Genomic DNA, 23,946 nt, shown 5'->3' on the forward strand with positions numbered 1-23,946 from the left:
CTCTCGTCGTAACCGCGCTCGCAAGCGCAGCCTCCGTATCAGCAGCTCAGCAGCTCGAGAACCTCCTCTCCCACCGCAACCAACCCCACATCCTCCCGGTAGAAGGACCGGCAACCGTCCTCTTTCAATATGAGGAACGGCTCAAGCTCTTCAACGGCGTCCGCCTGCTTGTAGCCCTCGACGCTCCAGACAGGCACCCCCACGCTGAACCGCTGCAAGCGCATGGCCATGCCCGCCGGGTTCTTGCTTGCGAGCAGCTCCTTGAGAAGCGCGCGGCCTTCGGCGCCCCAGGGGACGAACACAGGGACGGAGTCATCCTCGATGATTCGGTAGTCCAAAGCGCACTGCTCGAACGGCATGGTTTCGAACCTGTCAAAGATCAGGTCTCTCGTGGCCGTTTTCTGGAAGATGCCTTTGGTGTCGAGACATTCGGAGTCGTAGCGCGTTTTGAAGAACGCCGGTATCAGCCCCTCCTCGACCTTCCCACCGTTTTCACGGATCACGTCGCGAGCAATGCCCTTCATCTTCTCGAGCCACGTTTCCGTTTTCTGCCGCTCGCCGTCGATGGATAGTTCGAACACGCGCACCGTGCCCGCTCCCGGCAAGCGCCCCTCGCGGTTGCAACGGCCGGCGGCCTGCACGACGGAGTCGAGCCCCGCGAGCTCGCGGTACACCTCGGGGAAATCGACGTCCACGCCCGCCTCTACGAGCTGCGTCGACACCACGACGCAGCGCTCTTTGCGGTCAAGGCGTTTGCGAATGCGCTCCAGCATGGCGCTGCGGCGAGCCGGGATCATGAAGGCGCTCAGATGGAAGTACCCCTCGTCGAACGCGCGCTTGGCGTCCGATGGGTCGCCGCGTTCCGCCGCTCGCGCCACCACGTCGTCGTAGACCGCGCGAGCGAGGCCGCGCGTGCCCACCACGCAGAGCACCTCATGATGAGCCGCGATGCACTCGACGAGATCTGCATGCTCGATCGTGCCGAGCGACTCGTAGGCCACCCGCTCGCCAAACGCCTCGTCGAACGAGTCGCGGCGCTGCACGATCTCGCGTGGCTCGGCGCCGAAGGGCCACAGCCCCTCCAACGCCGGCTGCGTGGCCGTGCACAGCACTATGCTCGAGCCGTAGCCCGCCGCAAGCTCTTCGAGCATGGCGAGCGAGGGCCTGAGCAGCTTGTCGGGGAGCGTCTGCGCCTCGTCGAGAATGACGACGCTTCGCGCCATGTTGTGCACCTTGCGGCTTTTACCCGGCTTGTTCGAAAAAAGTGACTCGAACAGCTGCACGTTCGTCGTCACCACGATGGGCGCGTCCCAGTTCTGGATGGCGAGGCGCTGCTTGGCCTTCTCCTCGTCGTCGAGATCACGGAAGTCGTAATTGGAGTGGTGCTCCACCACGTTCTCGGCACCGAATATGGCCTTGAGCGTGGCGGCCGTCTGTTCGACGATGCTGGTATAGGGGATAGCCACGATGACACGCTCCATCCCCTGTTCAACCGCATGCCGCAACCCAAAAGCCATCGAACTGAGCGTCTTGCCGCCGCCGGTCGGCACCGTCATGGTGTAGAGACCGGAAGGTTGCACGGCGGTCGCGAGGCAATCTTCGTACACCGAGCGCCGCGCACGGTTGACTGACGTGTCGCCCGCCTTTTCCATAAGATCGGCCATGTGGCTCTCGAGCTTCGCGAGCAGCTCTTCCATGTTGGCGAGCTCACGCGCCTCGCGCGCTTCCGAGGCTTCAGGCGTCATGAAGCGTTCGGTATCGAGGTAATCGCCATCGACTAAGCTGGAATACAGGAAGTGCTCGAGCACGAACATCGAGAACGCTTTTCTCGCTGTGCTTTCGAACGTTCGGCCGGGGCGCATCGGGGCTCCGAGCTGAGCAGCATCGGGGAGGACGATTAGCTCCGCTTTGACCAGCTCGAAGAAAGCACCGTAGGATTCTATTTCGCCACCAAGGCGATCTTTGAGCGGCGTTCGCAGCAATTTGCTATTTGAACTGGGGGGATTTGACCAAATTTTACCGTTGGGCATTCCGCCGTGATGTCCGCAAAGGGCGTATGCCATGAATTGCCCGCAGACTCCATACCGATCGACAGCGACCTTCGCTCCCGCCGTCGAATGATCGACCGGCTTGCCGCCTTCCAAGCGCCTCCTGAAGCCAGCACTCGCCTTGCCCGCATCGTGCAGCAATCCGAGCGTACGCCCCCATACCCCCATGCCGAACTTCTCCGCAAACGCCTCGGCCCGCCGCGCCACCTCGTTCGCATGCTCCGAAAGGGTCTGCCACGTTGAAACATCGTCGAGGTCGGAACCAGTATGAGCGTAGTATTCAGGCATATGCCGTCCTTTTTCCGACGGTTATTGTAATAGTTACCAGCATTGTATCCTACTTTTATTTGGCGGCTATCCCTATACTGCGTTGTGTTAGACCGCTTTGGATAAGTGTCCTATGCACAGTACACGCAGCAGGACCCCCAATTGCGACAATTCCATCATCAGGAAAGATGGAGGTTGCAATGGAAGACGTGCTCACCCAGCTGACGAGGCAGTTCCTCCCGCAGATGACGGCTGCCGAGAAGAGCAGGGCCCTGAGATCGCTCAAGGCGCTGATAGACGCGGAGTTGTTCGACCTCGCGGCAAGCGAGGGGGCGGAAGACGATCCCGACAGAGCCTGCCCCTGGTGCGGCTCCCCGCATTACGTGAAGAGGGGGCGAGACGGGCGCGGCCGTCAGCGGTTCCTCTGCCGAGGGTGCGCCAGGACCTTCACCGACGCCACCATGCGCATCTTCTCCACCACCAAGCTCGACAGGTCGGCCTGGATGAGGTTCGCGGAGTGCCACGTGGACATGCTCCCGCTGCGCGAGTCGGCGGAAAAGTGCGGCGTGTGCCTCAAGACGGCGTTCTTCATGCGCCACAGGCTGCTCGAGGCCATGGCCAAGCGCATGCCCGCCTTCCGCGTGGAGGCCGGCGGCGGGGCCGAGCTCGACGAGTGCTTCTTCAGGGAGAGCTTCAAGGGAAACCGCTCCAGGTCGGAGTCCGGCGTGCCCAGGAAGCCCCGCGCAAGGTCGCAGGGAACCGACGGGCACGAGAAGATATGCGTGCTCACCGGCATCAACGACGCCGGCGACATCTTCTACGAGATCGCGGGGAGGGGCGGCCTCGACGAGGCGGCAGCCAGGGAGCTGCTCGCCGACAAGCTCGCGGTCGGCGCGATAATCTCGACGGACCGTGCGCACGTGTACCGCCGCGTCCTGCCCGCCCTCGGCGTCGGCGAGCACATCGCCAGCAAGAGGGAGGAGCACGCCATCAACAGGGTGAACAGCCTCCACTCCCAGATGAGGCACTTCATCGGCAGGTTCCGGGGCGTCTCCACGAGACGCCTCGAGAACTACCTCGCCTGGTTCAAGTGGACGTGGTGCTTCAAGGTCCGCAGGAGCGCGGACGAGCTCGCCGAGCTCATAGTGAGGCAGGCGGCCCGCGGCACGTACGAGAAGACCTGGCGCCAGTACAAGGTGACCCCCTATCCGTTCTACGAGTACTGGATCAAGCAGGCGAAATGGGACTCGCGTGCGCGGAGGGCCATATACGGCGTGGCGTGATGTCCAGGGCGGTCTGGCGCAGCGCATCTGCGGCAAGCGCTGAAGTCGTGACCCGATGCAAAAAGCAACAGCTAGCGATATTCTTCGGGAACGTCGAAACCGTACTCACGGCATAGGAGCATGACATCGTGGACGTCGTGCTCGTCATGCTGATAGCCCAAGTGAAACAACAGCTGGCTTTCGGGGTCGATGCACGACACCTCCACCTCGCCGATGCGCCCCCTCCCCGAAAAGACCTCCCCGGGAAAACGATCTCCCTGATACAGAATATCGCCATTCTCGGCGAAATCGAAGCAATGCAGGTCGACGATGCGCCCCGCCTCGTCTTGCCACACCGTGTGATCTTCGGTGGTGAAAGATGCAGCCACCTCGGAAAACCCCTCATCAGCAATTAGATCCACGAACCTTTGGTAATCCCCGCGCTGAACGAACAGGTCGATGTCGTTATGAGCCCTGGTCTCACGCCCGACAAGCGCATCGACGCCCCAGCCGCCATCAAGATATACGCCAATGCCCGCACCTGCGGAAAGGCCGATTATCCAACACGCATCATCCTTGGTGACCATAGGAGCTCCTTCGCTTTCGCCTGCTATTTAAGCAAGAAAGATTATAGGAAAAGTCCCAGTATCCAAAGTGGTCTAACACAACGCTATACTGGGACTCGCAGGCAAGAACCTGACCGTAATCATTATTTTTTCTGGCGCGTAGCACGAAAGGAAACACATATCCCGATCTTGCAGAACCATGACCTGAATCGCACTTTTAGCTTACCCTTCATTTTATTTCCTTTATAGAATGTGTAAAGTGATTATTCACTATGGCACTCGTAGTATATACAAAAATGGGAAGCGCGTCTACAAGACGCGCTTCCCACCGTAAAACACTTAACCCATTCTATATTTCAATCCACGCATTTGTGCGACAAAACCAGTTTATACCACCTTGCACGGCAATTACCTCTCTGCCACGTCCTTCAAAATCTTACCAGGATCGACAGTCGGCAATACAAGCAGCATTGCAGCGCGACGTGCAATATAGTTATCCAAACATCTCAACCGCTCGTCGCTGAAATAGTTGCGAGCATCGCTTTCGTCGAACTCATCCATGACTGGATGACGCTCAAAAACGAATCCGGCAAGCCGCTCCAATTGCGCTTTCTGCACCGGACCGATAACAAGAGCCGCCTGCTCGTCGAGCGAGGGGGCGAACGCGCCGCGGCCGATCGATGCCTTCCGCATCATGGCATCCACATTCAGCTCGTCGGGCATCGCACCCGCGAACAGTCCCACGTTATGGTCGAACAGCGGAGCCATCCCCTTTACGGCGCCTGTGGCGCTATCGCGCAGCACGCCGTAGTTCCCCATATGGCGATCCTCGTTGCAGATGAGAGCATCGAATACGAGCATCGACTTGAACCTCTCGAGCGCCTCTTCGCCGAGGCTTGCAAAATACGCGAGAGCCTCGCGCAAGTTCATGTTCTTGAAACGCTCGGTGGGCACCGCAAAGCCGAAAGGTACGAACGCGACGCCCTTCGAGCAGAACAGCTCGCAGGTGGAGCAGAGCTTCCCCTTCCATAGGGCCAGGTCATACGGAACCGCGTCGATCCCCACGCGGTGCGCGATCTGGAAGGAAAGGTATTCCGAGTAGGGCTCCTTGCCAACGTTGGCACCCTCGAACAGATGACCAGCCTTGTACAGGATGCGCTTAGGTCCTTCCGCCCGCCATGCCTTGGGGAACATGCCGCTGTTGGTGAGCTCGCTTGGGATGCCGCCGTCGGCAAGCGCGTTTGAAGCGACACCCGTGTACGCGACAAGCTGCAAAGCGGCGCTCATCTCATTCTCATAGAGGTTCCATTCGGCAAAAGAACCCTCGAAGCCTCGAGGAACAACCCAATAGGAATCGTTGAGCGAAAGGCCCTTGCTCACATCGATGATCGATTTCGCATCGTCGGACTCGATGCCGCACGACTTGAGTATCTCGTCAACATAGGCGCGATTCTTCGGGATGCGCCGTCGACGAATCCATTCGAAGAGACGCTCGTCGGTTGGCTCTCCATCGAACGACAACGGAAGAAGGCTACTTGCCGACGAGTCTGCCGAGAGAACCTCAACTGAAAGATCACCGTATTCGCCGCGCGACATGCGAAAGACGATCAGGATCCGATCGAACAGCCGCAGCTCGTATATGTCGCTCTCGCGCATCATGAGCGCATTGTAGCATGGGGACGCAAATGTCTGTCGAAACCGGTGCTAAGAGCGCGATACCGCTACGATGCGCACCCAATTCACAGCCCTTTCGCAACTGCAGCAGTGACAAATCAGGTAGCTTCGCAGAGGCCGAGGCCTATCACTCGTTTTATCGGAAGCTAGCGCAGCGGCATTTCAACCCACGCGCCCCCGAAGGGTGCAACACGCCGGTGTACTTCTCGTTGTGCAGCATGCGGTGCTTCAACCCACGCGCCCCGTGTGGGGCGCGACGAGCAGTACCTGATCGACAAGTAGGAGGTCCAATGTTTCAACCCACGCGCCCCGTGAGGGGCGCGACTCTCCTTACGGTATGTCCGGGTCTGCTATCAGGTCGTTTCAACCCACGCGCCCCGCGAGGGGCGCGACCGACCGAGCCGAGCCGCGCGGGCGCGCCCGCCATGTTTCAACCCACGCGCCCCGCGAGGGGCGCGACACCGAAGGCTACGGCAGGACATCGACGGCGACGGAGTTTCAACCCACGCGCCCCGCGAGGGGCGCGACCGAAGTTCCTCGGCAACCACATGGACGGCATCGTGTTTCAACCCACGCGCCCCGCGAAGGGCGCGACATGCGAAGCGTTGCCGTGCCGTCTCGGTGTTCCTGTTTCAACCCACGCGCCCCGCGAGGGGCGCGACGGTTCCCCGATGCGAACGGCAGGCGGGGCATCTTGCGTTTCAACCCACGCGCCCCGCGAGGGGCGCGACGAGCGGTATAGACATTATCAGCGCCATTAGGGAGTTTCAACCCACGCGCCCCGCGAGGGGCGCGACGGGCGCGTACTGGTAGGCGTAGTTGGTGCATCCCGTGTTTCAACCCACGCGCCCCGCGAGGGGCGCGACCTCCTTGCGAACGCGCGGCTCGTCCATCATGTCGTTTCAACCCACGCGCCCCGCGAGGGGCGCGACGGCTCGCAGACGATTGGCCGCTCGCGCTTCTGGAGGTTTCAACCCACGCGCCCCGCGAGGGGCGCGACGCGCGCGGCAATCGACACGGGGCGTTTCGTACAAAGTTTCAACCCACGCGCCCCGCGAGGGGCGCGACGTTGCTGTACGCCACATGTTCGTGGCTTTGCCACCGTTTCAACCCACGCGCCCCGCGAGGGGCGCGACGCGCCGATAATCGATGCACCAGCAGCAGGATTAAGTTTCAACCCACGCGCCCCGCGAGGGGCGCGACTGTCACTTCATGCATAATTCTGAATCAAATTGCATGATATATGCAATTTTTCAAGCTGCCTCAGAACCCTCCCAGCAACCATCGACCCAAAATGACTCGATTCATGCGCGAACCTCACGTGTGGATCCCCATAGCTTGGGGTTCGCGCACTAGTGGATCGAGGGCGCCCGAACTCATAGCTACCCTCGAATTCACTCAAGTTCATTATAGAACAAGCAAGAACGTACGAGCTCGCATCACCCAAAAGGAAGCCACTCCTGCCCATCGCTTACCCTATCAACACGGTATTCCCAATCCTATCCTCCTGCGCCCTTTTGGACATGGCGCCACCGCACCGCGCCGGCCATACTGCACTCAACATCACTTCCTAGTTGCACTTCCACGGCGTTTCCGAAGGTTTGCGCTCGCAGGCGCCAGCAGGCGGGCGGTCAACATGAAGGCGGGCCTCGTTTGCGGAAAGGAGCGGGATCGGGCTGCGACGGCCGGGCACGGCCGCCAATCGAAGAGACGAGAGGAAGAGGGCTCATGGCTGAGGACAAGGTTGAGGTACTGCGCGCCGGTTGCTTTTTCTGCCACGTGCGCTGCGGCGTGCTGGTGACGAAGGTGAACGGCAGGATCACGAACATCGAGGGCGACCCGGACTGCCCACACAACAAGGGCTACACGTGCTCGCGCCTGGACAAGCAGCGCTACCTGGAGGGGTTCGTGTACAACCCGAACCGCCTGAAGAAGCCGCTCAAGCGCGTGGGCGAGCGCGGCGGCGGCCAGTGGGAGGAGATCTCCTGGGATCAGGCCTTCGACGAGATAGCCGAGAAGCTGGCCGAGCTGCGCGATGAGTACGGGGCCGAGACACTCGCCTTCACCGAGGGCACGGCACGCACGTGGAGCTGGCTGCACTACAAGTTCACGAACCTGTTCGGCAGCCCGAACACGGGCGGCAACGGCACCATCTGCTATTCCAGCGACATGTGGCTCGAGCCCTGCACCTACGGCGGATTCTGCTCCGACAAGTCGGACTGGGTGAACGCCGACCTCGTGGTGCTGTGGGGCCGCAACACCATCGCGTCGGAGCCGCTTCTGTGGGACTGGGTGAACACGAACCGCAAGGAGCACGGCGCCAAGCTCATGGTCATCGACCCGCGCTTCAGCGAGGTAGCCCAGCAGGCCGACCTGTTCCTGCAGATCCGCCCCGGCACCGACGCGGCGCTCGCGCTCGGCTGGATCAACGTCATCATCGAGGAGGATCTCTACGACCACGAGTTCGTGGACGAGTGGTGCGTGGGCTTCGACGAGCTGCGCGAGCGCGCCAAGGACTACCCGCCCGAGAAGGTGGCCGAGATCACCTGGATACCCGCCGACAAGATTCGCGAGTCGGCCCGGATGTACGCCACCACGAAGCCGGCCTGCCTGCCGTGGGGCCAGAAGGGCGGCGACGCGAGCGGCATCAACGCCTCCAGCGCCATCCGCGGCAAGGCCATCCTGCGCGCCATCACGGGCAACATCGACAAGAAGGGCGGCGACCAGCTGGCGCCCCCGTCGCGCTTCCCCCCTGCGTTCTACGAGCACTACGCGCTCCCGCAGGAGCAGCGCGACAAGATGATCGGCAACGACCGCTTCCCCGGCCTCACGTTCAAGGGCTGGGACGTCATCTCGCAGGCCTACCCGTCGTTCTACCCGTACAGCAACGCGCCGCTGCTGTTCCGCGCCATGCGCGACGGCGACCCCTATCCGGTGAAGGCCCTCATCGTGCAGGCCGACAACCCGGTCATGGCGTTCTCGAACACGAAGCTCGTGGTAGAGGCCCTCATGAACCTGGACCTCTTGGTGGTGCACGACTACTTCATGACGCCCACCGCGGCGCTTGCCGACTACGCGCTTCCAGCCGCCACGTGGCTCGAGCGCCCGGACAACTGCTACGCCGTCATGAACCACCGCCCCATGTACTTCGGTGCGCAGGCGCGCGTGCTGGAACGCTTCGAGGGTGGAGCCGACGTGGACTTCCGCGACGACTACGAGTTTTTCTACGGCCTGGCCATCCGCCTGGGCCAGGAGGACAAGTGGTGGGGCCCGAAGGCCGAGGACATGCTGGACTTCCAGCTGGCGCCCATGGGGCTCACGCACGAGAAGTTCTACCATGACGTGAAGTACATGGCCGGCCAGAAGAAGTTCGAGAAGTACAAGGAGCCCGGCTACAAGTTCCTCACGCCGTCGGGCAAGGTGGAGCTGTACTCCTCGGTCATCGAGGACCTGGCGCGCGAGACCGGGCTGCCCTTCGACCCGCTGCCGGCGTTCGAGTACCCGGCGTCGAGCGTGGAGAAGCATCCCGAATGGGAGGGCGTCTACCCGCTCGTCATGATCACGGGCGCTCGCTTCCTGCCGTTCTACCACTCCGAGCACCGGCAGCCGGGACCCTACCGCGACCTGCATCCCGACCCGATTTTCGACATCCACCCCGACACGGCCATCGACCTGGACATCCGCGACGGCGACTGGTGCTGGATCGAGACGCACATGGGCCGCATCAAGCAGCGCGCCCGCAAGACGTCCATCGTGGACCCGCGCGTCATCAGCGTGCAGCACGACTGGTGGTTCCCGGAGAAGGACCAAGCCCTGCCGAGCCTGTTCGGTGCGTTCGAATCGAACGCGAACGTGCTCTTGGACGACGACCCCGACTCGCTCGACCAGCTCATCGGAGCCTGGCAGCAAACCGGCGTGGCCGCAAAGGTGTACAAGTGCGAGGAGCAGGACCGGTAGGCCCGCTTCCCGCACGCCAAGCCCCGCGGCGCCCGGCACACGAGCGCCGCGGAAACCGGATGGCGCCGGGCTGCGACGCGCGCGACCCGGCACACGAGACGCCCCCTCGGCAGCACTGCCGAGGGGGCGCGCGAACCAACAGGAAGGCGGATGATCGCAATGGCTGCCGATCTCGACAAGCTTTTCGGAATCGACCCCGACGCCGTGGCAAAGCTCAAGGAGCTGGGCATAGCCACCATCGAAGAGTTCTACGACGTGGCCAAGTACGCGAACTCGCGTGCGGAGCTCTCGGAGAAGACCGGCGTCGACCCCTTCAAGCTGGAGGAATGGTCCTCGACCGCCGGCAACTTCATACTCATGTCGAACTGCGAATGGTAAAGGAGGCCCAGCCGTGTGCTTCAGACCACCCACGGCGGAGGCGGGCGAGGTGGTATGCCCCAGCTGCTACATCGTCGCCGAGCCGAACCCCGACGGAACCTGCCCCGAGTGCGGGGCGGTGATGAGGAAGCCGAAACCTGCGGCACCGCCGGGCGCCCCTGTCGACGCCGCGCCCGGGGCGCCGACATCCCCCGCGCCGCCGAAGGCGCCGGGAACCCCGGGCCCGGGCGCCTAGCCGGGCGCCCTTCCCCGCAAGAGCGGAAGTTCCCGCAGCATGCCGCACCGCTGCGGGAACTTCCGCGCTATCATGGAGTCCGCAGCCACCCACGTGGCTGCAGCCTGGCAACGCCGCAGCCACGTCCCAACGAGGTAGCCATGAGCCCGAAGCGTCCTGATGCGAAGCTCCGCCTGGCCGAGGCGTTCGTGCGCCTCGTGGAAACCATGCCCGCCGAGCGCATAACCGTCAACATGATCGCCGAGCAGGCAGGCAAGCACCGCAAGACGTTCTACTACCATTTCGGCGACAAGGAGCAGCTTGTCGTGTGGCTCTTCCGCTATGACCTGGCGTGCGGCCTGCTGGACAAGTTCCCCGAGGACCTGCTGGTGTGGGAGACAGGCAGCCCGGAAAGCACGCTCGCTGCGTTCCCGTTCTACGCGCGCAAGATCGAGGACTCGGGACGCATCTACAACGCCCCCTTCTTCGCCGCGCTCTCCTACTCGCTGGAGCGTCGGCGGACGTACTACCGCCGCATGTTCTCCACGCGCGGCCCGGGTACGCTCGACTTCTACCTGCACCAGCTGTTTATTCCCGTCATCAGGGAGGACATCCTGTTCCTGATCGACCGCGGGGTGGACGAGCAGGCCCCGCTCGTTCGGCAGGCCGTGCGCGAGCGCTTGACCGGCAACGCGGGCGTCGACTTCCTGGCCGAGTTCTACACCGGCGCGTTCCTGTCGCGCTTCGTGGAGCGTCTGAACTACACGTCGGCGCGACGCACGGCGCGCGACATCCTCCCCTTCGAGAACGTGGTGCACGACTCCCTAGCCGCGCTCATACGGCAGGAGGTCGAGAAAGCCGCGAGGGAGATCGGTGGCATGCCGGATGAGATAGTGAAACCGCAAGCGGAAGGAGGCTTCCCATGTGCATCCCCTGCGTAATGTGCGGCGCATGCATGGCCGACGGAAGCGGCGAGCGCATCGACGACGGCCGCTGCCCCGAATGCGGCGAGCCGGTGCCCGACAACGCCGTGAGCTGCCCGAAGTGCTTCACGTTCCTGCATCGCCCTTCTGACATGATGGCGAGCACGACGAAGAAGGATGGGACGAACAAGGCGCACGGAACGACAGGATCGGGCGAGCCTGCTAAGTAGTGCGGCAAGCTGGGACGTCAACCCCGTTCGCACGAGCCGTCTCTTAGGCTGCTTAGCTGCCCACAGCAGTCACCCCTCTCGGAGATACCACCCGGCATGAATAGCCGCCTTAGCGAGCACGAAGCGGATGTCTCAACCCATGAGCATCTATAGGGCGCGACCGGCGAGGTCGTCCCACACGCCACCGGCGACGTCCAAGTTTCAACCCACGCGCCCCTGCGGAACGCGACGAAGGCGTGTGAGGACGCGGGGATCACCACCCGGGTTTCAACCCACGCGCCCCTATGGGGCGCGACGGCAACCGCCACGGCGTTTTCGCCTTCGCAGGCTGTGTTTCAACCCACGCGCCCCTATGGGGCGCGACTTGACCCACCAGCGGATGACCTGCCGCAAACACTTGTTTCAACCCACGCGCCCCTATGGGGCGCGACGATGATAGAGCCGTATACAGCGACGATGGCGCAGTTTCAACCCACGCGCCCCTATGGGGCGCGACCATGCCCAGGAGGCGGCTCAAGCAAACCCGCTCGTTTCAACCCACGCGCCCCTATGGGGCGCGACCCCGCTCAAAAGGTCGTTCGCGATATCGAGCTTCGAGTTTCAGCCCACGCGCCCCTATGGGGCGCGACTCTGCTTCGGGTAGCCCCCGGAAGAGTCCGTCCAGGGTTTCAACCCACGCGCCCCTATGGGGCGCGACCCGACGATATTCGCGCCACGAAGAAAAAGCTGGAGTTTCAACCCACGCGCCCCTATGGGGCGCGACCGGGCACCGCGTGTGCGTGCACGAGAGTGTTTCGGTTTCAACCCACGCGCCCCTATGGGGCGCGACTCTTCCTGCTCGTCCTCGATCACGTCATCGATGGGTTTCAACCCACGCGCCCCTATGGGGCGCGACTCGTCATCGTCGGGGGCCATCAGCACGACGCGCTGGTTTCAACCCACGCGCCCCTATGGGGCGCGACTGCGCTTATCCTCGTGGACGGTATCGACGAAGCGGTTTCAACCCACGCGCCCCTATGGGGCGCGACCCCCCTACGGCATCAGCGTCGTGAGCGTGGAGATCAAGTTTCAACCCACGCGCCCCTATGGGGCGCGACGCGCGCGATCCGGGCAAGAGGGGCGGTACGCCGTGTTTCAACCCACGCGCCCCTATGGGGCGCGACATCGATCATGGCTAGACACCTCCCTCGGAAACACGTTTCAACCCACGCGCCCCTATGGGGCGCGACTAATGCTTGACGATGTAGAGCATCGTATCCACGTAGTTTCAACCCACGCGCCCCTATGGGGCGCGACAACGGCTTGAGTATCTCGCCCGCAAGCGCATCGGCGTTTCAACCCACGCGCCCCTATGGGGCGCGACATTGAGGAAACCCGCCAGCTCGTCGCGCTGCTCGGTTTCAACCCACGCGCCCCTATGGGGCGCGACGACGCCATGGGCCGCCCGACGCACGTAGACGGCTGGTTTCAACCCACGCGCCCCTATGGGGCGCGACGGCCGATGGAGGATCGTCAGGTTCGACACGGCATGGTTTCAACCCACGCGCCCCTATGGGGCGCGACTAATACTTCCTCCCTCCTCCATCCACCCAACCAGTTTCAACCCACGCGCCCCTATGGGGCGCGACCGATTGTCAGCACCGCCCGGTGTGCGAAATGTGGTTTCAACCCACGCGCCCCTATGGGGCGCGACTGGCAGTTTATGCAGGATAGTGCATTTTTCACTTATAGTATTCATTTTTCAAGATGCGTAGCACCTTGCGCAACCAGCAAGCTACCCCTCTGGACGTGTCATTCTGCGCGAACCTCTTGAGTGGACTGCCAGAGCTTCGGGTTCGCGCAGAGCGGCGCGCTCTCGCGCGAGGCCGCCTCCCATGACACGCGCGTCAGATAGTACGTCGCCAGGTCCTGCATGGTGCCGTCGGGGGCGGGCTCGGCGGCGTGGATGATGCCCTCGCGTTCGAAGCCGCACTTCTCGATGACGCGTCGAGAGCGATCGTTGAACAGGTAATGCGTGCAGGAGATCAGGCCGAGGGCCAGCTCCTCGAAACCGTAACGGATAACCTCGCGCGACGCCTCCGTCATGTAGCCCCGGCCCCAGGCGGGCTTCGCCAGGGAGTACCCCAGCATGAGGGCATCGACGTTGCGCCGCTGCGGGTCGGGGATGAGCCCGACCGAGCCGATGCAGGGACCCATGCGCGGTTCCGATACGGCGCCGTCGGAACCGTCAGCCCCGTCGGCAGCGAAAAGCTTCTCGAACACGCCGAACACGTGCGGCTCGCAGGCCACGGCCTCGATGAACGCGCGCGAGTCATCGAGCGTGCGGTGCACGGGCCAGCCGGCGTCGGCGCCCACATCGGGATCGGAGCAGTAGGCGAACACGTCCTCGGCATCCTCCAGCCCGATGGCGCGCAGCACGAGCCGCTCGGTTTGGAGCACGGGGCAGGCGGCAGACGTCTCGGCGAACAGGGCCGGAAGGGCATCGGGATGCCGCGCGGCAGAGGAGGCGAGCACGGCCGCCAGCTGCTCCTCATCGACCACGCGCACGCCCTCCGTCCGCAACAGGCGCGCCGTGGCGCCGTAGCCGGGAACGAGCGTGCCGGAGAACGTGCCGTCGTACACCAGGCCGCATCCGCACGACGGGCTCTTCGCCTTCAGCACGGCCAGCTTGCAGCCGCCCTCCCCCACGGCCTCGAGCGCCGCCTGCGCGCCGGCCATGAAAGCGGCCGTGACGTCCGCGCCCTCCGCGCTCGTCACGCGCAGGACGCGCTCGGCGGCGTCGATCTCGCTCGGCGGCCGCGGCACCGGCAGGCCGCCGAGGACCTCCGGGCACACGGGCACGAGCTCGACGCTGTCCAAGCCCTGCAGGAGCCGGGCGGCCTCGGACGGGCACGACCTCCCGTCGTAGCGGCAGGGCTCTCCCAGCAGGCAGGAACTGATGGCTATCTTCAACGTCTGCGCCTTTCGTCGGCGGGATACGGTTGCGAACGCCATTCTAACACGTGGCAGTGCGGCGAACGGGGCTCCCGGAGCCGATGAGGGCGAGCGCCTTGCTACGACGACCCATCGAAAGCGCACGACGGACTGCATAGCCTCAGACCGAAACCCGACAGAAAGAGCATCTGATGCCGAAAAGCGCCCCTTCCGGCGAAGTCGCGGCAGCGATGACGGCCGTTAAGATGACCTGCATGGCGGGGTTTCCGAGCCTGAAGGTCAGACACGACTTCGCCGGCGTGAAGGCGAGCCCGGCGGGATTCGAATCGCTCAAGCCGAAGATTGACCGGTACGCGCACGAGATGGAGGAGGAATCACGTCGAATCGACGCGGACTCTTGGAAGATCAGCGCGGCAACCTAGCCTATGAGCCTGCCTACGAGGCGGCGGGATAGCCCCGATGCATGCCCGAAGCGCCGGAGGCAGGCGAGATGCTCTCCATCCCAACGCTTCTGAGCAGTTTCTGGTACCGAGCCGAAACGCAGTCAGAAATCGATGAGGTCGCGCACCTCCACGCCGAGCGCGTCCGCTATCCTTCCCAGCTGCTCGAGCCCGATCTTGATCTTTCCCTGCTCGACGCGGGTGATGTAGGTGTGGGAGTTGGGCTGGCCGATCATGCCCGCGAGCTTGCGCTGCGAGAGGCCCTGCGCCAAGCGCTGCTCGCGGATCGACTTCCCAAGCCGCTCGTATTTGTTGTCCTGTGTCACTCCCATGCGCCAAGGGTATGCGCTAGACTATTCGTCATAGTCACATGTGAGTGACCTTGACGAAATCGTTTCCGCCCTGTCCGGCGGAGGGGGGGCATGATCGAGCTGGAGGGGGCGGCAGATGCCGAAAGGGCCGTCGACGAGGCGAAGGCTGCGCTGGAGGAACTCGCCGTGCACTTGAAGCTGTACGGCGAGGGGCTGGAGAACGAGGGGCTCGACACGTTCGACGCTATCGGCGTCAACACGGTGGAAAAGGAGGTTCCGGGATCGGCCGCCTCGCGCCTTGGAGAGGCGGCGGACCTGCTCGCTAGACGCCCCTCAGAAGCTCTTCCAGGGAGACGTCCAACCCGCGGGCGATCGAATCGAGCGTGGCCAGGCTCACGTTGCACCTGCCGCATTCGACGTCGGCCAGATAGGTCCGCGACACCCCGAGCAAGGGGGCGCAGGCGTACTGCGACAGGCCCCGCTCCTCGCGTAGGTCCTTGATCCTGAGGCCGAGCCTCCTCTGCGTTTCGGATGATGTGCGCATTCGCCCATGTTTGCGCATCGCTACTGCTCCAATAGTCCACTTTGGAGGTCTATTTGACACTCGGAGCGGTATCGTCGAGCACCCGTTGTCCCGAATCGGAAAGGAGGGACTCATGGCCGTCATCTCCAAACTCGGCCGCATGATGGAAGAGCGCGGCACAGGCACCGTCGAGCTCGCGGCGAGGGTCGGGATCACCCCGGTCAACCTCTCCCGCATCAAGACGGGCAGGGTGAGGTCGATCCGGTTCTCGACGCTGAACGCGCTCTGCCGAGAACTCGAATGCGAGCCAGGGGACATCTTGGGATACTCTCCCGACGAGAAACCGGGTTGATCACGTTGGGAACTATATATGCCCAGCTCCGTTGCACCGCCCGCATCGCACGCGTACAATGTCCCTATGGCCCTCATCGACGACATACGCGCCTACGAGCCCTTCAACGAGCAGGAAGCCGTCGACCGGCTGGCCATCCTGCGCGCGCTAGCGGACGACCCGCACGTGTTCGACCGCTCGGCGCCGGCGCATATGGCCTGCTCGATTTGGACGGTCGACCCCGACAAGCAGCGCACGCTCATGGTGTACCACAACCTCTACGACTCGTGGAGCTGGATCGGCGGGCATGCGGACGGCGAGCGCGACCTGGCACGCGTGGCCCTCCGTGAGCTCGAGGAGGAGACAGGCGTGGCCGGCGCTCGGCTCGTGCCGTGCGGACCGGGCGGCATCTTCTCGCTCGAGGTGCTCACCGTGGACGGCCACGAGAAGCGCGGGCGCTACGTGGGTTCGCACCTCCATTTGAACGTCACGTACCTGGCCGTGGCCTCGCCGGAGGAGCCGCTGCGCGTCAAGCCCGACGAGAACAGCGGTGTGCGGTGGGTCGATCTGGACGACGTCTGCACCGTGTCCACCGAACCGTGGATCGCGGACCGCATCTACCGCAAGCTCATCGAGAAGCTGGCAGGCGTCGCGCTTTAAGGGGATGGAGGGTTCCTCCAGATAAACGGAGGGAGGCGCCGCATGCGCAGCACCTCCCCCATGCAGGGATTCGGGTTTCAGCCAGCCCTCACTTCAGGTAGTCGCCGTAGCAGTAGCCTGTCTGGTCGCCGTACTTCACCTTGTACCAGTCGCCCTCCACCGAGATAGTGCTCACCGACTCGCCAGCCGCGAACGAGCCCAGGATGCGGGCGTCGGTGCCCGGCTCGGCGCGCACGTTCAGGGGTGCCGTCGTGGTGAGCTTGTTCATCTGGCTGTTCGAGATGTCCTCGGGCGCGGCGGCCTGGCACTTGTCGGCGCCCGTCTGGCCGAAGCCCAGGTACTCGCCGTAGCAGTACGCCTCCTGGCCGTTGAAGCTCACCTTGAACCAGCCGTCGTGCTTGCTGATCACGGGCACGTACTGGCCCTCGGCCAGCGAGCCGATGATCGAGGTGCCCGTGTCAGGCTGCGCGCGCACGTTGAGCGGCGCAGTGGCGTACATGTCGGTGACGTGCCCGTCGTGTACGGTGCCCTCGGCCGTACCCTCGAAGTCGAGGTACTGGTACCAGCAGTGCCCGCGCACACCGTTGTACCCAACGTCGTACCAGCCGTCCTGCGTCATGCCGAACACCTGCACCGACGTGCCCTGGGGCATGGTGTCCATGATGTTCGAGTTGATGTTGGCGCCCTCGCGCAGGTTGAGCGGAGCCGTAGTGGCCATGGTGGTGACGCCCTCCTCGGCGAACGCGCACGGCACGGCCACGGCCGTCGTCAGCATCACCGCCGCGGCCAGGCCGCCGAGCATGAGCTTCGCGGTTCTCATCATCTTCATCGTCTCGCTTCTCCTTCGTTCTTTGCGCAAGCAAACTGCCCGCGCTTCCCTCCTGGAGAAAAGTATGACGCTTTCGCACATCGGGCCGGCCCAGACCCAGGGCATTCAATGAAGGTTTGAGGGAAGCGCGCCCGAAACGCAGCCAAGGCAGCACAACTGCGTGGCGCAGCGGTGCGGCGGTGCAGCCGCGCGATCCAACCCGGACGCGACGGGCCCGATGCCGTTTTCGCGTCGGGCTCCGGCCGCAGGCCCCGCGCAGGCGGTGCTGTAGTATGATGAACTAGTACACCCGTTCGGAGAGGAAGGTGGGGAAAGCACCGATGATCCCGGAGAACGCCCTCGCGGCTATCTGCTCCGCGCGCACCCTGGCACGCGCGGAGCAGATAGCCGCCTCCGACCGCAACATCCTCACAAAGCAGGTGCGCTACGATGGCGACGAGGTCACGCTCTCGGCATTCGTAGCATCGAGCAGCGGCTGGGACGACCGCTACCGCACGTCGGTGTGTTTCGAGGATGACAGCGGCATCGTGCTGGACTATTCCTGCACCTGCCCGGCCTACCGCGAGCATGACGGCATGTGCAAGCACTGCGCGGCGCTGATGCTCTCCTACCGTCGCGCACCCCAGCGGTTCCTCGGCTACCAGGCGCAGCGCACGCGCACGACCTCGGCCTGCATCGAGGACTACATGAAGCGCGCGGCGCGGGCGTCTGGCACGCAGAAAGCGACCGGAAACGTCGATATCGAGACCACGCTCGTTTTCGGCTACCGCTCGTGGTCGGCGCACTTCCGCCTTTCGGGGCCGCAGGGCTCCTATGCGATGAAGGGCGTCTCCGACTTCGTCGAGCGCATGCGCGCGGGCGAGTTCTTCTCCTACGGCAAGAAGCTCGCGTTCCTCCATGTGCCGGCCCAGCTCACCGAGCACGCCCGGCGCGTCGCGCTCTTCCTCGACCGCGCCGTGGCCCTGCGCGAGCAGACGAGCGCGGCGGCGTACTGGCGCTACCGCTCCTCGAGCGTGGTGGGACGCGACCTGGAGCTCTCGGATGCCGAGGCCGTCGAGCTGCTCGACCTCCTGGCCGGACGGGAGTTCGCCATGGAGGAAGACGAGGCCGGCGCACGGCGGACCGTGCGCACGCATGTCGTGGAAGAAGACCCGCGCATAGCCGTTGCCCTGCGCCCCGCCGATCGGGGCGGCTACCGTATCGAGCGCACCGACCTCCTGGCCCTGGCCGCGCAGGGAGAGCGCCTCTACGTGTGGAAGGACGGCCTCTTCCACAACTGCTCGCCCGAGTTCGCCCAATGCGCCGACTTCCTGCGCAACGTCTACGACAGCAGCGAGAGCGACCTTTACGTGGCGGAGGCCGACATGCCGCTCTTCTGCGCGACGGTGCTGCCGGCCATCGAGCAGCACCTGCACGTGGAAATGCCCGCCCAGATCGCTGCCTACAAGCCGGTGCCCTGCCAGCTGGAATTCTTCTTCGACCGCGACAACGCACGCGTGACCTGCGAAGCCTGGGCGGCCTATGGCGAGGCACGCCATCTGTTGTTCGGCGGCGAGGTACAGGAAGAGGAAGGCGCGCCGGACGCAGCCTCGGAAACGGAAGCGGCGGCGAAGAAGGCGGAAACACCGCCGAAGCCCTCCGGCCCGCTGCGCGACGAGCGCCTGGAGGCGCGTGCGGGCGAGCTGGCGGCAAGGTACCTCGATGCGGCGGACGCCTCGCTCTCCCTCGCCGACGACGAGGCCGTGGGCGCGCTTTTGTTCGGCGGCCTCACGGAGTTCCGCGCGCTGGGCACGGTGTTCACTACGCCTGCGTTCGACCGCCTCATCCGCGACAAGAAGCCGCGCGTGTCGCTGGGCGTGTCGCTCGCCGGCAACCTCATCAACCTCACGGTGGATTCGGGCGACCTGCCCGCCCGCGAGCTCGCGTCGCTTCTGGCAAGCTACCGCAAGCGCAAGCGGTTCCACCGGCTGCGAGACGGCATGTTCCTCGATTTGCAGGACTTCGACCTCTCGCAGCTCGACCGCCTGGCAGCCGACTTGGGGCTCACGGCCAAGGAGCTGGCCGCGGGCTCGGCGGAGCTGCCCGCCTACCGCGCGTTCTACCTCGACGAGGAGGCCGACCTTGCGCGCGACCGCTCGTTCACGCGTTACGTGGAAGGCTTCCGCGCAACCGACGAGCGCACCTACGACGTGCCACCGGCGCTTGCGGACGTCCTGCGTCCCTATCAGGCCGAGGGTTTCCGCTGGCTCTCGGCGCGCTGCGACGCGGGTTTCGGCGGCGTGCTGGCCGACGAGATGGGCCTCGGCAAATCGGTGCAGATCATAACCCTGCTGCTCGCCCGGCGAGAGCAAGCGCGCACGGTCGGCCCCTCCCTTGTCGTATGCCCCGCCTCGCTCGTGTACAACTGGCTCGCGGAATTCGAGCGGTTCGCGCCCGAGCTCGACGTGCGCGCCGTGGCGGGCACGAAACGCGAACGCGTGCAGTTGCGGCGCGAGGCCTTCGAGGGCGACGGGTGCGACGCTCGTGACCTCGTACGACCTCCTGCGCATCGATGCGGCCGCATGGGCGGAACGCGGGCTGTTCTGCTGCGTGCTCGACGAGGCGCAGTACATCAAGAACCCGGCGACCCTCACCACGCGCGCCGTCAAGCGGGTGCAGGCGCGACACCGCTTCGCGCTCACCGGCACGCCCGTGGAGAACCGCCTTAGCGAGCTCTGGAGCATCTTCGACTTCCTCATGCCGGGCCTTCTGGGACCGTACAACCGCTTCCGCGAGCGCTTCGAGCTGCCCATCGTGGGCGGCGACGAGGAGGCGGCACGGCGCCTGCAGGCCGTCGCAGGGCCGTTCATGCTGCGCCGCCTGAAGACCGACGTGCTGCGCGAGCTGCCCGACAAGCTTGAATCCATCGTGTACGCGCCGCTCGAAGGCGAGCAGCTGCGCCTGTACGCCGCGCACGAGCAGCGGCTGCGCGAGGAGCTGACCGCACAGCGCAAGAACAGGAACGACCGCAGCTTCGACCAACGCAAGGTTGAGGTGCTCGCCGAGCTCACGAAGCTGCGGCAGCTGTGCTGCGACCCTCGCCTGCTCTACGAGAACTACGAGAGAGGCGCGGCCAAGCTCGACGCCATCATGGAGCTCGTGTCCTCCGCACGGGACGCCGGCGAGAAAACGCTCGTGTTCTCCCAGTTCACCAGCTTCCTCGACCGCATTGCGGAACGGCTCGACGCCGCGGGGGTGGGCTACTTCACCATCACGGGGGCCACGCCGAAGAAGCGCCGCCTCGCGCTGGTGAACGCCTTCAACGCCGACGACACGCCCGTGTTCCTCGTATCGCTCAAGGCGGGCGGCACCGGCCTCAACCTCACGGGCGCCTCCGTGGTCGTGCATGCCGACCCCTGGTGGAACGCCGCCGCGCAGAACCAGGCCACCGACCGCGCGCATCGCATCGGGCAGGATAAGGTGGTGAGCGTGCAGAAGGTCATCGCCAAAGGCACCATCGAGGAGCGCATCATGCGCCTCCAAGAGGCGAAGAGCGATCTGGCCGAGCAGATAGTCGGCGCAGGCGGCGTCTCGCTGGCCAGCCTCACCCGCGAGGACCTGATCGACCTCCTGCAGGGATAGCGAGGATCTCGCCGCGTCCGGACGTGACAGGGGGACGGGGATAATGTCTCACGCTCTCCGGGACGTGACAGGGGGACGGGGATGATGTCTCACGCTCTCCGGTGCGACAGGGCTACGCGATACGTTCGAGAGCGTGAGACATCATCCCCGTCCCCCTGTCACGTCCCCCGGCCAGGCGGCCGCTAGAACTTCGCGAAGCGCTCGTAGCGGGCTTGCAGCAAGGCGTCCGTCGGCTGCTCGGCAAGCTCGGCCAGGGCGGTGCTCACGTAGGCGCGCACCTGCTCGGCGGCGGCCTCGGGATTCTCGTGGGCGGGGGCGGGACCCTCCGAGAGCACGGCGTCCACAATGCCCATCTGGCACGCCTCCGCCGCGCTCATCTTCATGACCGCGGCCGCCTCGGGGGCGCGGGTGCGGTCCTTCCAGAGGATGGACGCGAAGCCCTCCGGCGACAGCACCGAGTACACGGCGTGCTCCTGCATGGCCACGCGATCGGCCAGGGCGAGCGCGAGCGCACCTCCGCTTCCGCCCTCGCCCACCAGCACGCTCACCACGGGCACGCGCAGGCCCGCGAGCGCCAGCAGGTTGTCGGCGATGGCGTTACCCTGCCCGCGCTCCTCGGCCTCCATGCCGCAGAACGCGCCCTGCGTGTCAACGAGGCACACGACGGGGCGGCCGAACTTCTCGGCCTGGCGCATGAGACGCAGGGACTTGCGGTACCCTTCCGGCTGCGGGCAGCCGAAGTTGCGGCGGATGCGCTCCTTCAGGTCGGCCCCCTTCTCCTGCGCTATCACCGTCACGGCCCGCCCGCCGATCCAGCCGACGCCCGCCACCACGGCCGCATCGTCGCCGAAGGAGCGGTCGCCGTGCAGCTCGATGAAGCCGTCCACCAGCGCGTCGATGTACGTGCGCGCCGTGGGCCGGTGCACGTTGCGCGCCAGCTGCACGCTCTGCCAGGCGCGGTTGCCGGAGTCGGCGGCCGCGGCGGCGGAGATGTCGGCAGATACCCCGTTCACCTCGAGCGACGCGCCGCCCTCGGCGTCGAAGCCGCCGCGGGCGAGGACCTTCCCCAGGCGCTTCGGCGACACGGCGCCGGGGGCCTTCCGCTCCAGGCGCCCCGCCAGGCCGCCCAGCAGCTGCTGGGCGCGCCGCGGGCGCCAGGGAGACGACTCGCCGAACGGCAGGCCGCCCTCGGGTTCGAGCAGGCCGTACGTCACCGTGTTGTACGTGTCGGTGCCATGCTCCAGGTTGTCGCGCACCGTCTGGAAGTCCACGAGGATGGCGCGGTCGCCCGGCTCGTGCGCGCCGCGGTTCGACCTCGCGGTGGCCAGGTGGATGGCCAGCAGGTGCGCGAGGGTCGCGCGCATCTCGGAGCGCTCCACGATGGCGTCGATCAGGCCGTGCTCGAGCGCGAACTCGGCCGTCTGGAAGCCCTCGGGCAGCTCCTGTTTGATGGTATCCCTGATGACGCGCTGGCCCGCGAAGCCGATGAGAGCGCCCGGCTCGGCCAGGATCACGTCGCCCTGCATGGCGAACGACGCGGTCACGCCGCCCGTGGTTGGGTCGGTGAGCACCGAGAGGTACGGCAGCCCCGCCTCGGCATGGCGTGCGAGCGCGCACGAAACCTTCGCCATCTGCATGAGCGACACAAGGCCCTCTTGCATGCGCGCGCCGCCCGAGGCCGTGAAGATAACGACGGGCAGGCGCTCGTCGGTGGCGCGCTCCACCAGCCGGCACAGCTTCTCGCCCACCACCGAGCCCATGGAGCCCATGAAGAACTGCGACTCCATGATGCCCACGGCCACGCGCAAACCCGCGATGCGGCCCTCGCCCGTGCGCACGGCTTCCTCGAGCCCCGTCTTGGCGCGCTGCGCCGCCAACTTGCCGCCGTAGCCCGGGAAGCCCAGCGGGTCGGTCTCGGGCACGGAGCGGTTCCACTCCGCGAAGCTGCCCGCGTCGAGCGTGTCGTCGATGCGCTCGGCAGACGACATGCGGAAGTAGCCGCCGCACGACGGGCACGTGCAGTGTCCCGACGCCAGGCTCGCCTCGTCGAACGAGAGGCCGCAGCGCGGGCAGGTGCGCCACGTGCCGTCGTCGAGCGGCGGCTTGTCGGTGGAGCAGAGTATCCAGCCGAGGGCCGGCGCGTCCGGGCTCATCGCGCGGAACACGCGCACGCCCCGCGCGGCGGCGCGGGCAAGGAAGCTGTCCACCTCGGCCAGGGGAAGCGCCTCGTCGGAGAGCAGCACCACCGCGGCGCCGCATTCGTCCGCCGCCTGCAGCACGGCATGGCCGTTGCCGAAGAGCGCGTCGGAGTAGCGCTCGCCCAAGCACACCGTGCGCTGAGCCGCCTTGAGGTACCCTTCCCCGCGACGGTCCTGCGTGTACACGGCGCAAGCGCAGAAGCCCGCATCGGCCACGGCCTGCAGCAGGCGCTTGGCCGCTTTGGAGCGCGCCATCACGAGCGCCACGGGCTTGGCGGCCGGGGCGCTCGTACCAACCTGCGCGTCGACCGCCGCACGCGACCGCGAGCTGGCCTGGGCCTCGCCCGGGGCGACCGCCGTGTACTCGGACGCATCGGCCACCTCGAGCGCGTTCGGGGCGAGCGGCAGCGCAGCCGCAGCCTCCTCCACCATGCGCGACAGGCGGTAGGCGACGTCGGCCGACTCCGGCGCGGGGGCTGCCGCACCGCGCTGCGGGACGACCTCGCCATCGCAGGAGAGCGTAATGTAGTTCTGCTTGCGTTGCCTCATCGGATGCTCCTTGCCTCTTGCCTCGGGGCGC

18 protein-coding genes, 1 pseudogene and 2 CRISPR repeat arrays are annotated in these 23,946 nt (G+C 65.3%); of the genes and pseudogenes, 11 read left to right on the forward strand and 8 right to left on the reverse strand.

Annotated elements, in window-relative coordinates; all coding sequences use genetic code 11:
- Window positions 1-38 precede the first annotated feature (38 nt).
- On the reverse strand, window positions 39-2,336 hold the full coding sequence (cas3, locus tag LB310_RS10025) for a CRISPR-associated helicase Cas3' (RefSeq protein ID WP_301155012.1): 2,298 nt from the start codon (window positions 2,334-2,336) through the stop codon (window positions 39-41).
- A gap of 179 nt (window positions 2,337-2,515) precedes the next feature.
- On the opposite strand from cas3, the gene LB310_RS10030 reads away from it, so the two are divergent.
- Window positions 2,516-3,598, forward strand: coding sequence for an IS1595 family transposase (locus LB310_RS10030; protein ID WP_052241584.1), 1,083 nt, complete (start codon window positions 2,516-2,518; stop codon window positions 3,596-3,598).
- A gap of 71 nt (window positions 3,599-3,669) precedes the next feature.
- Here LB310_RS10030 and LB310_RS10035 read toward each other — a convergent pair whose 3' ends face one another.
- Complete coding sequence (locus LB310_RS10035) at window positions 3,670-4,164, reverse strand: aminoglycoside nucleotidyltransferase (protein ID WP_039689008.1); 495 nt, start codon at window positions 4,162-4,164, stop codon at window positions 3,670-3,672.
- A 387-nt stretch (window positions 4,165-4,551) separates the two neighbouring features.
- On the reverse strand, window positions 4,552-5,802 hold the full coding sequence (locus tag LB310_RS10040) for a HipA domain-containing protein (RefSeq protein WP_301155013.1): 1,251 nt from the start codon (window positions 5,800-5,802) through the stop codon (window positions 4,552-4,554).
- Window positions 5,803-5,976: 174 nt separating this feature from the next.
- A CRISPR array of direct repeats spans window positions 5,977-7,020; the repeat unit is 33 nt; unit sequence GTTTCAACCCACGCGCCCCGCGAGGGGCGCGAC.
- Window positions 7,021-7,545: 525 nt separating this feature from the next.
- On the opposite strand from LB310_RS10040, the gene LB310_RS10045 reads away from it, so the two are divergent.
- The 5 genes from LB310_RS10045 to LB310_RS10065 all read left to right on the forward strand — a co-directional run bounded on the left by LB310_RS10045 (window position 7,546) and on the right by LB310_RS10065 (window position 11,519).
- Window positions 7,546-9,774 carry a molybdopterin-dependent oxidoreductase gene (locus tag LB310_RS10045; protein WP_301155014.1) on the forward strand — a complete coding sequence of 743 codons (2,229 nt, stop codon included), beginning with the start codon at window positions 7,546-7,548 and terminating at the stop codon, window positions 9,772-9,774.
- A gap of 150 nt (window positions 9,775-9,924) precedes the next feature.
- Window positions 9,925-10,152: a DUF4332 domain-containing protein gene (locus tag LB310_RS10050; protein WP_301155015.1), complete on the forward strand. Its 228-nt coding sequence runs from the start codon at window positions 9,925-9,927 to the stop codon at window positions 10,150-10,152.
- Between the two features lie 13 nt (window positions 10,153-10,165).
- A complete protein-coding gene (locus LB310_RS10055; RefSeq protein ID WP_301155016.1) occupies window positions 10,166-10,387 on the forward strand; it encodes a hypothetical protein in 222 nt (73 codons plus the stop codon).
- A gap of 140 nt (window positions 10,388-10,527) precedes the next feature.
- On the forward strand, window positions 10,528-11,307 hold the full coding sequence (locus LB310_RS10060) for a TetR family transcriptional regulator (RefSeq protein WP_301155017.1): 780 nt from the start codon (window positions 10,528-10,530) through the stop codon (window positions 11,305-11,307).
- A complete protein-coding gene (locus LB310_RS10065) occupies window positions 11,289-11,519 on the forward strand; it encodes a zinc-ribbon domain-containing protein (RefSeq protein WP_301155018.1) in 231 nt (76 codons plus the stop codon). Before LB310_RS10060 ends, LB310_RS10065 begins: the two co-directional genes overlap by 19 nt.
- A 198-nt stretch (window positions 11,520-11,717) precedes the next feature.
- Window positions 11,718-13,212: direct repeats of the CRISPR family, unit length 32 nt; unit sequence GTTTCAACCCACGCGCCCCTATGGGGCGCGAC.
- A gap of 98 nt (window positions 13,213-13,310) precedes the next feature.
- On the opposite strand, the gene LB310_RS10070 is transcribed toward LB310_RS10065, so the two are convergent.
- Window positions 13,311-14,471, reverse strand: a complete 1,161-nt coding sequence (locus LB310_RS10070; protein ID WP_301155019.1) for a GNAT family N-acetyltransferase — start codon at window positions 14,469-14,471, stop codon at window positions 13,311-13,313.
- Window positions 14,472-14,644: 173 nt separating this feature from the next.
- Between LB310_RS10070 and LB310_RS10075 the strand changes: the two genes are divergently transcribed.
- The gene (locus LB310_RS10075) at window positions 14,645-14,875 is read left to right on the forward strand and encodes a hypothetical protein (RefSeq protein WP_301155020.1); all 231 of its coding nucleotides are present in this window, start codon (window positions 14,645-14,647) and stop codon (window positions 14,873-14,875) included.
- A 122-nt stretch (window positions 14,876-14,997) separates the two neighbouring features.
- Here the strand turns inward: LB310_RS10075 and LB310_RS10080 are convergent, their stop codons facing one another.
- Together LB310_RS10080 and LB310_RS10085 are read right to left on the reverse strand one after the other, a co-directional pair.
- Window positions 14,998-15,225 (reverse strand): helix-turn-helix domain-containing protein, encoded by a 228-nt coding sequence (locus LB310_RS10080; protein ID WP_087190831.1) that lies wholly within the window; start codon window positions 15,223-15,225, stop codon window positions 14,998-15,000.
- 301 nt (window positions 15,226-15,526) lie between these two features.
- Window positions 15,527-15,748 carry a helix-turn-helix domain-containing protein gene (locus LB310_RS10085; protein WP_301155021.1) on the reverse strand — a complete coding sequence of 74 codons (222 nt, stop codon included), beginning with the start codon at window positions 15,746-15,748 and terminating at the stop codon, window positions 15,527-15,529.
- Window positions 15,749-15,860: 112 nt separating this feature from the next.
- Between LB310_RS10085 and LB310_RS10090 the strand changes: the two genes are divergently transcribed.
- Together LB310_RS10090 and LB310_RS10095 are read left to right on the forward strand one after the other, a co-directional pair.
- Window positions 15,861-16,079 carry a helix-turn-helix transcriptional regulator gene (locus tag LB310_RS10090; RefSeq protein WP_278805563.1) on the forward strand — a complete coding sequence of 73 codons (219 nt, stop codon included), beginning with the start codon at window positions 15,861-15,863 and terminating at the stop codon, window positions 16,077-16,079.
- Between the two features lie 66 nt (window positions 16,080-16,145).
- Window positions 16,146-16,718, forward strand: a complete 573-nt coding sequence (locus LB310_RS10095) for an NUDIX hydrolase (protein ID WP_301155022.1) — start codon at window positions 16,146-16,148, stop codon at window positions 16,716-16,718.
- A gap of 88 nt (window positions 16,719-16,806) precedes the next feature.
- Here LB310_RS10095 and LB310_RS10100 read toward each other — a convergent pair whose 3' ends face one another.
- Window positions 16,807-17,547, reverse strand: coding sequence for an SH3 domain-containing protein (locus LB310_RS10100; RefSeq protein ID WP_301155023.1), 741 nt, complete (start codon window positions 17,545-17,547; stop codon window positions 16,807-16,809).
- 320 nt (window positions 17,548-17,867) lie between these two features.
- Between LB310_RS10100 and LB310_RS10105 the strand changes: the two are divergent.
- Window positions 17,868-19,970 (forward strand): annotated as a pseudogene (locus tag LB310_RS10105) (SNF2 helicase associated domain-containing protein); the annotation flags it as partial.
- 100 nt (window positions 19,971-20,070) lie between these two features.
- Window positions 20,071-21,168 carry a DEAD/DEAH box helicase gene (locus LB310_RS10110; RefSeq protein ID WP_301155024.1) on the forward strand — a complete coding sequence of 366 codons (1,098 nt, stop codon included), beginning with the start codon at window positions 20,071-20,073 and terminating at the stop codon, window positions 21,166-21,168.
- A gap of 182 nt (window positions 21,169-21,350) precedes the next feature.
- Here the strand turns inward: LB310_RS10110 and LB310_RS10115 are convergent, their stop codons facing one another.
- Complete coding sequence (locus LB310_RS10115) at window positions 21,351-23,915, reverse strand: acetyl-CoA carboxylase carboxyltransferase subunit alpha (protein WP_301155025.1); 2,565 nt, start codon at window positions 23,913-23,915, stop codon at window positions 21,351-21,353.
- Between the last annotated feature and the right edge of the window lie 31 nt (window positions 23,916-23,946).

Origin of the sequence: Gordonibacter sp. RACS_AR49, from assembly GCF_030418435.1 — a bacterium.
Lineage (GTDB): Bacteria > Actinomycetota > Coriobacteriia > Coriobacteriales > Eggerthellaceae > Gordonibacter > Gordonibacter urolithinfaciens.